At 70.1% G+C, this 7,379-nt stretch carries 6 protein-coding genes; 3 read left to right on the top strand and 3 right to left on the bottom strand.

The window, feature by feature from the left end; genetic code table 11:
• The first annotated feature begins 293 nt into the window (after positions 1-293).
• Positions 294-788, top strand: a complete 495-nt coding sequence (locus tag AB0G16_RS37985; protein ID WP_362815752.1) for an ArsI/CadI family heavy metal resistance metalloenzyme — start codon at positions 294-296, stop codon at positions 786-788.
• 601 nt (positions 789-1,389) lie between these two features.
• Here AB0G16_RS37985 and AB0G16_RS37980 read toward each other — a convergent pair.
• Entirely contained in the window at positions 1,390-1,938 is a 549-nt protein-coding gene (locus AB0G16_RS37980) for a CPBP family intramembrane glutamic endopeptidase (RefSeq protein ID WP_362815751.1), read from the bottom strand.
• Between the two features lie 518 nt (positions 1,939-2,456).
• The gene (locus AB0G16_RS37975) at positions 2,457-3,554 is read right to left on the bottom strand and encodes a TerC family protein (RefSeq protein WP_362815749.1); all 1,098 of its coding nucleotides are present in this window, start codon (positions 3,552-3,554) and stop codon (positions 2,457-2,459) included.
• 292 nt (positions 3,555-3,846) lie between these two features.
• On the opposite strand from AB0G16_RS37975, the gene AB0G16_RS37970 reads away from it, so the two are divergent.
• On the top strand, positions 3,847-4,182 hold the full coding sequence (locus tag AB0G16_RS37970) for a helix-turn-helix domain-containing protein (protein ID WP_362815748.1): 336 nt from the start codon (positions 3,847-3,849) through the stop codon (positions 4,180-4,182).
• 138 nt (positions 4,183-4,320) lie between these two features.
• On the opposite strand, the gene AB0G16_RS37965 is transcribed toward AB0G16_RS37970, so the two are convergent.
• Complete coding sequence (locus AB0G16_RS37965) at positions 4,321-5,202, bottom strand: chromate transporter (RefSeq protein WP_362815746.1); 882 nt, start codon at positions 5,200-5,202, stop codon at positions 4,321-4,323.
• A 1,066-nt stretch (positions 5,203-6,268) separates the two neighbouring features.
• Here AB0G16_RS37965 and AB0G16_RS37960 point away from each other — a divergent pair.
• Positions 6,269-7,330 carry a hypothetical protein gene (locus AB0G16_RS37960; protein ID WP_362815744.1) on the top strand — a complete coding sequence of 354 codons (1,062 nt, stop codon included), beginning with the start codon at positions 6,269-6,271 and terminating at the stop codon, positions 7,328-7,330.
• Positions 7,331-7,379: the final 49 nt, after the last annotated feature.

Here is a 7,379-nt window from a genome sequence, read left to right as displayed (position 1 = left end):
GGGCTGGGTGGACTGGTTGTTCATGCTCGGCCTGCTGGGCGTGGGCACCGCCCTGCTGCTCGGTGTCGGCCTGCGCGTCGCCGCCGCCGCCGGCGGGCTGATGAGACCGTGCCCAGGGCGTGTCCGCGGAAGACCGGGACGAAGACGGCAACACTTGTCTCGACATGCTTCTAAATTGACAGATGTCTAAGCAAGGTGCAATCTGATGTCACCCTGCTGTCTAGATGTTCATCTAAGCAAGCCGGAGGGTGGTCGCCCACCTCCGGCACCCGCCCCAGCTCAGGAGGACCGCCATGTCCCGTGTCCAGCTCGCCCTCCGCGTCGCCGACCTGGAAGGCTCCATCGCCTTCTACTCCAAGCTGTTCGGCGTCGAGCCCGCCAAGCGCCGCCCCGGCTACGCCAACTTCGCCATCGCCGAGCCCCCGCTCAAGCTCGTCCTGCTGGAAGGCGAGGAGGGCCACGACACCCGCCTGGACCACCTGGGGGTCGAGGTCACCGACACCGCCCAGGTCGAGGCGGCCACCCGGCGCCTCAAGGACGCCGGGCTGGCCACCTTCGAGGAGAACGACACCTCCTGCTGCTACGCCCTGCAGGACAAGGTGTGGGTGACCGGCCCCGGCGGCGAGCCATGGGAGGTGTACGTGGTCAAGGCCGATGCCGACACCCTCGGCGGGTCCGCCGTCGCCGATCAGGACCAGGCCGCGTCGTGCGCGTGCGGCCCGGCCGCCGAGCAGCCCGGCGAGACGAAGGCCCCGGACGCCACCGAGGCGGGCGCCGGCTGCTGCTGAGGAGTCGCGGGCGATCATTCCTGCCCGCCGTGACGGCTCGCACTGCGGCGTGATCCCCGCCCGCGGGCCGCCACGGCGGGCCGTGTTCGTGTCGCCCGCGGCCGGCCCGCCCCGCGGCGGCCGGCCGCCGAGGAGGATCCGAAGAGTCCGCCGGCGGGGGAGGGCCGCGGTCTCGGGGCGACAGGCCGACGCCGATCGGATCGCACGGGAGCCGGTCCGATGTTCACCCGCGAGGCGTCCGCCGCCGCGGGCGGTCCACACCCGGTGGATGCCGATGCTCTCGCCGTACGCCCTGGGTTACGGCCCGGTACGTACGGAAAATTAGACATTAGTGACTTACTTTGTAAAGGCGGCCGGTTGATAAAAAACGGACAAACAGAACATAAAGGACTAAAGACAGTCCCCCAAAGACAACGGCTGATGCCGGCCGATTCGGATGAGGAGTGTGCGAGGGCTGGTGGGTGACGGTGACGGGAGTCCGGGCGTGGTGGAGCGGAGCGCGTACGAGTGTTCTCGTCATGCCGGGCCCGACGAGCACCGCGGTCGGTTCACGGTGTGGACCCAAGGCCTCACCGGTCAAGGCCGATCGTGCACGGGGGCGTCAGAGCACCACGAGTCCGGCAACGGCATTGGTGATCGTGTGAACGGCGGCTCCGGGAACGAAGGTTCCGGTCTTGTGACGCAACCATCCGAGCAGCCAGCCGGCGGCGAACTGCACGGGGATGACGGGCCACAGGCGGGTGTCGACCAGGAGGAGCGCGAGGTGTGGCAGGACGAACACCGTGGCCTGGAGAAGGTTGCCTCGGAGGAATCCGAGCCGTCTCACGAGGACGCCGCCCAGGAGTCCACGGAAGAAGATCTCTTCGCCGACCGCGCGCAGGACCATGGCGATCACGCCGCTCGCGGAGGTGATCCGGGCGATCGTGACTCCAGGCGCGTCGAGAACGGCACCGGGCGGGATGAGCATGAAGGCCAGCCCACTTGCGACCAGAAGCGGAAGCAGGAGCAGGAGTGCCCACGCGTAGGACGAGCGTGAGCCCCAGGAAGCTCCCAGGCGTTGCCGCGCTGAACCGAGGTCCTTGCCGGTTCCGCGTGACTGCACGAGCAGGTAGATGATCGCGGGGACGGTGAACAGGACGGCTTCGGCCACTCCCCGAGCCTAGTGAGGGTGCCGGGATGCCGAGGCGGTGGGGATGTGGGTTCGGGCGGGGGGCCAGGGCCTGTTTTGAAAGCGGTGATCGATCCGGCGGACGGAAGGGGGCGTGGTTCGCGGGCGGCGAGCGTGCGGGGTGAGAGGGTTCGGTGTCCCCGCCGCGGGGGACGATCGGCTGAACCGGATCATGGTGACCGGGGGAGTCCGGGGTCGCGGGCGGACGGGCGAGGACCGTCGAGGCCTCGTGGACGTGGTCCGGCAGGGGACGCACCCGGTCGTCGAGGTGCCACTGTTCAAGGGCCCCGAAGCAGACACCGAACAGGTGGGCGCGGACGGTGACGCGTGTCCGCGTCGGGTCGACGCCCTTGCCTCCCGGCGCGGGCACAACGCGCTCGGCGAGATCGTCCGGGGCGGTGTACACGGCTTCGCGTGCCGCCGGCTCCTCCAGCACGTAACGCATGCCGCGCCAGGGGGTGTAGGGGCCGCCTCGCCGGAGGGGGCCACGGCCGCGTGGACTACTCGTGACGATCCGCTGAAGCGTGCCCGGAAGACACGGCCGGAGGCGACTGGCCGTCCGCCGTGCGATCCGTCGTGCGGCCGGCAGGCGGCAGGTCCCGACACCGTGATCTCTGCTTCGTCGATCGTGGGCGGTCGCCGTGCGCGGGGCTGTCGGGGCCGTCGGGGCCGTTGGTGTCGTGGGTGGCGCGGGTGGTGCGCAGGCTCCACAGGATCGACACGGTGATGGTCACCACGATGACGCCCAGCGTCACCGGGATGGGCAGTTTTCCGACGGGGGTCTCGGACAGGATGAGCTTGACGCCGGCGAAGGCCAGCAGCACGGCGAGGCCGTAGTGCAGGTGCACGAAGCGGCGCAGCAGTCCGGCGAGGCAGAAGTACAGGCTGCGCAGGCCGAGGATGGCGAAGGCGTTGGCGGTCCAGACGATGAACGTGCTGGTGGTGATGGCCAGGATCGCGGCGACGGAGTCGAGGGCGAAGATCAGGTCGGTGGCCTCGACGGCGATCAGGACGACGAACAGCAAGGTGGCGGCGCGTTTGCCGTCGATGCGGGTGAAGAAGGCGTCGCCGTGGTAGTTCGCGTCGGTGGGGATGACGCGGCGGACCAGGCGCACCACGGGGTTGCGGTCGGGCGGGGTCTGCTCGCCGTGGCGGAAGGCCATCGTGTAGCCGGTGTAGATGAGGAACGCGCCGAGGAGGTAGGCGGTCCAGAAGAAGGTCTCCAGCAGTTCCGCGCCGAGGAAGATGAACGCCAGCCGGAACGCCAGCGCTCCGAGCACGCCCCAGAACAGGACCTTGTGCTGCAGTGCCGCCGGTACGGTGAAGTGGGTGAAGATCAGTGCGAAGACGAAGACGTTGTCGATCGACAGCGCTTTTTCGATGAGGTATCCGGCGTAGTAGGTGCCGGCCACGTCGCCGCCCTGCCACACCCACAGGATCACGCCGAACAGCAGTCCCGCGGCGATCCAGACGCCGGACCAGAGGGCGCCCTCGCGGAAGCCGATGACGTGGTTGTCGCGGTGCAGGAACAGGTCGATCGCGAGCATCGCGGCGATCGCCAGCATCAGCGCCGCCCAGACCCACCAGGAAACGGACAATGCCAGACCTTTCGACCGGTCGGGCCTCGTGCGGAGGCCGACGTTGCTGGCCGAAGGTCTCCCCGGGCCACCGCGGCGGTGGCTGCGTCGCCGGGATCCGGATCTGCCGGGTCCGTAGTGACGGCGGCGCGTCGAACGTCGGGTACTCCCCCTCGAACTACGATCGAGTATTCACGAAGCACGGTTCGTGTGTCAAGGCCGGGATGATGGACCACGACGCTGCGTTCGTGTCTTCGTGTGCGTACATTGAGGGGTGACAGGCCCCCGGCCGGACCGTACGGATGGTGATCGGATGTCTCAGGCGGCTCAGGCCGGAGCGGCTCGCGGGACCAAGGAGTGGACGTTCCTGACCAACCACGCCCATGTGCTGCTGGCCATCGCCCGGGAGCCGACCGCCCGGCTGCGTGACGTCGCCGACGCCGTCGGCATCACCGAACGCGCCGCGCAGGCCATCGTCGCCGACCTGGAGGCCGCGGGCTACCTGCGCCGCGAACGCGTCGGGCGGCGCAACGAGTACACCGTCAACCCGGCCGGGCACTTCCGTCATCCCGCCGAGGCCGACCGGCGCATCGGCGACCTGCTCGCCCTGTTCACCGACTCGTTCACCGACTCCCGGGGCACCGGGTGACGGCCGGGCCGGGCGGGGTGGCGCAGGCTCGCCGCGAGGGCAGGCAGTGCTGTACCGGGCCGGTGGCGCGTGCGGCACACCCGCCGCCACCGTCGTCACAGGGAGCTGCTCTGCCCGTGGCGGCGTACCCGGGAGGGGCTACGGCCGGCTCAGCAGGACGGTCGCGAGTCCGAGCAGGGCGCAGATGCCGAGGATGCGCAGCATCGGCCACTTCAGTACGAACGTCATGACCAGCGCGGCGACGGTGACGGCCGAGGCGACGGGGCTGATCGTGGCCGGGTCGGGCAGCCGGAGGTGGAACGGCCCCTGGTCGAAGACGAAGGTGCGCCCGAACAGGGTGTGCTCGGCGAAGTAGAGGGCCAGGCCGGCGATGACGCCGACGACGGCCGCGGTGATGCCGGTCAGGGCGGCGCTGACGGCGGCGTTGTGGCGCAGCTTCTCGACGTAGGGGGCGCCCAGGAAGATGAACAGGAAACACGGTACGAACGTGACCCAGGTGGTCAGCAACGCTCCCAGCAGTGCGCCCGCCCAGGGGTTGAGCGTGCCGGGGTCGCGGTAGGCGCCGAGGAAGGCGACGAACAGGGGGTGGGTCAGCGAGCGCCTGGCGACCCGGATGACGGCCTGGGCCACGACGGCCAGCACGGCCGGGCCGATCCCGGCGAACAGGGCGACCACCACGGAGGTGTCCTGCCACAGTACGTACACCGCTGACAGCGCGAGCAGTGCGAGCATGCCGGGCAGCACGAACAGGGTGCCGGCGACCAGGCCGCCACGGGTGCCGTTCAGCAGCCAGCCGACATAGACGGCCAGTTGCTGGGCCTCGGGCCCGGGCAGCAGCATGCAGTAGTTGAGGGCGTGGTTGAAGCGCTGCTGGCCGATCCAGCGCCTCTCCTCCACCAGGGTGCGCTGCATGACCGCGATCTGCCCGGCCGGGCCGCCGAAGGTCTGCAAGCTGATGCCGAACCAGGCCCGCACGGCTTGGCGAAACGGGATCACGTCGTGGGGCGCTTCAACGGTCATGACAAGCCTCTTCAGGGGGAGTGCCGGTACGGGCAGGCGAGCGGGGCGGAAGATCCGCCACGGGATCAGGTCGTCGGTGGTCATGGCGGCCGCGGCGACGAACGCCGGCGCCGGGCCGAGGGCCGCATCGACCCGGCCGCGCCACCGGCCGGGTTCATGCCGGTCGGCGACATCCGCAGGCGCCCGCCGATCCGGTTCGATCCTCCCGGAGGCCGGAGCGTCAGGCCCGACGGGCCGAACGCACGCGCACCGATCCTCTCTTTCCGGTGATGTGCCCGCCGCGGGACGGGTGTCGCCGAAGATCGCCCGCCGGTGCCGTGAGTCTTTCGCCGAACCGGTGCCGGGACGCGACGACGGCGAGCGGGGGAGCGGGGCGGGATGCGTGATCACGCTCTCGGGGTGCCGTCCGTACCGGCGTACGCTTCCGTCGCACCGCAGGCGCTCGTCGTCTCTCGAACCGTTTTTCCGTAAACGTTTTCACCATGCTGCGATCCGTCGTGAACGCTCAGGGGGTGGTGATCCCGCACGGGCCGTCCGTGCGCGGCGACGGTGCGGGACGACCGGACGCACCCCGGGCCTGACGCTCGTCCTCTTCCGCCGACGGTACGAATGGCGGGTCCGGCGCATGAAACGTTCAGGGTTCGTCCGTCGGCACGGCTGGCCGGTGGTGATTTTCTCCGGGCTGCCACGACAACTGTTGACAGCGGCGTACCGCCTATGGTTAAACCGTTTTAACCATTTGTGCCCCCTGCTGTCGCGAAGACGGGACAGCACGGGTTCACCCCACTCCGTTCCTTCCATCCTGGATCGCATGCGGCGCGGCCGGAGTGCCGGTCGCGACCCGCCTGGCGGGGACCGTCTGCCCGCGAACCATCCACATCCCCCAGTGATCAGTTCGGGACGAGCCGGCCTGTCGGCTCCGCCGGTGTCAGCAGGCGCTCCGAGATCGTCGTGTGTCCGGGAGGCCCTGACCGGCCCTTCCGCATCCGGCCTGCTCGGTCGTCCGCCTTCGCGAGGCCGTCCGCCTTCGCGAGCTCGTCCTGATCACCCAGCCAAGGAGATCCCGATGCGTCCCATACAACGGTGGCGAGCTCTTCGCCCGGTCACCGCCTCGGCGATCCTGGGCCTGCTCGCCGCGGCCGTGCCCGGCACGACCGCGGCGAGCAGCGCGACCGCCGCAACCGTCCACTACGTGGCCCCCAACGGCAGCGACAGCGCGGCGGGGACCCAGGCCGCTCCGTGGGCCTCGATCGCCCGTGCGCAATCGGCCGCCCGGCCCGGAGACACGGTCTACCTCCGGGGCGGTACCTACGCCTACACCCGTGCGAACGGCGACCGCTCCAGTCGGACGGCCCGGGTCGACGCGATCACCCTGAACAAGAGCGGCACCTCCGGTAACCCGATCCGCTACTGGGCCCATCCCGGGGAGGGCACGCCGGCCGGTCGTGCCGCGAACGTGTTCCGCGGGTGCCGCGCCTGGTGGAACGCCGATGACGGCTACGACCTCATCTCCACCTACTCGCCCGTGACCATCGAGCACTCCTGGTCCTGGCGCAACGGGTACGTACCGGGGACCACGACACCGTCCGGAAACGGCGCCGGCTTCAAGGTCGGGGGCTTCGGTGCCGAGTACGACCCGCGCGCGGTGAAGCACACCGTCCGCTTCTCGGTGGCCTTCCTCAACAAGGCGGCGGGCTTCTACTCCAACCACCATCCGGTGGCCAACGACTACGTCAACAACACCGCCTACGGCAACCGCCCCAACTTCAACATGCTGGGGATCACCTCCGGCGGCGCCGCCGCCGACCGGGGCACCCTGCGCAACAACCTCGCCTACAACGGGACCCCGACATCGAACATGACCGGCAGCAGTTCCGCGTACAACTCCTGGGACCTGGGCGTGCCCCTGTCGGACGCGCAGTTCCAGAGCGTGTCGACCTCCGGCTGGGACGCCCCGCGCCAGGCCGGAGGCGACCTGCCCGTGCTGCCGCACCTGCGCCCGGCCGCCAACAGCAGCCTGATCGACAAGGGCACCGACGTCGGCCTGCCCTACACCGGGAGAGCGCCCGACCTCGGCGCATTTTCGCCAACGGCGCAAGCGGCGGCACCGCACGACCGGCGGACCTGATCGTCGACGGATCCACCACCGGCACCGTCCCGTTCGCCCCCACCGGCGC

The sequence above is a fragment of the Streptosporangium sp. NPDC023615 genome (assembly GCF_040640155.1).
In the GTDB taxonomy this organism is placed as follows: Bacteria; Actinomycetota; Actinomycetes; order Streptosporangiales; family Streptosporangiaceae; genus Streptosporangium.
The sequence above is the reverse complement of the archived record's forward strand: the minus strand, read 5'-3'. Positions and strand labels throughout refer to the sequence as shown.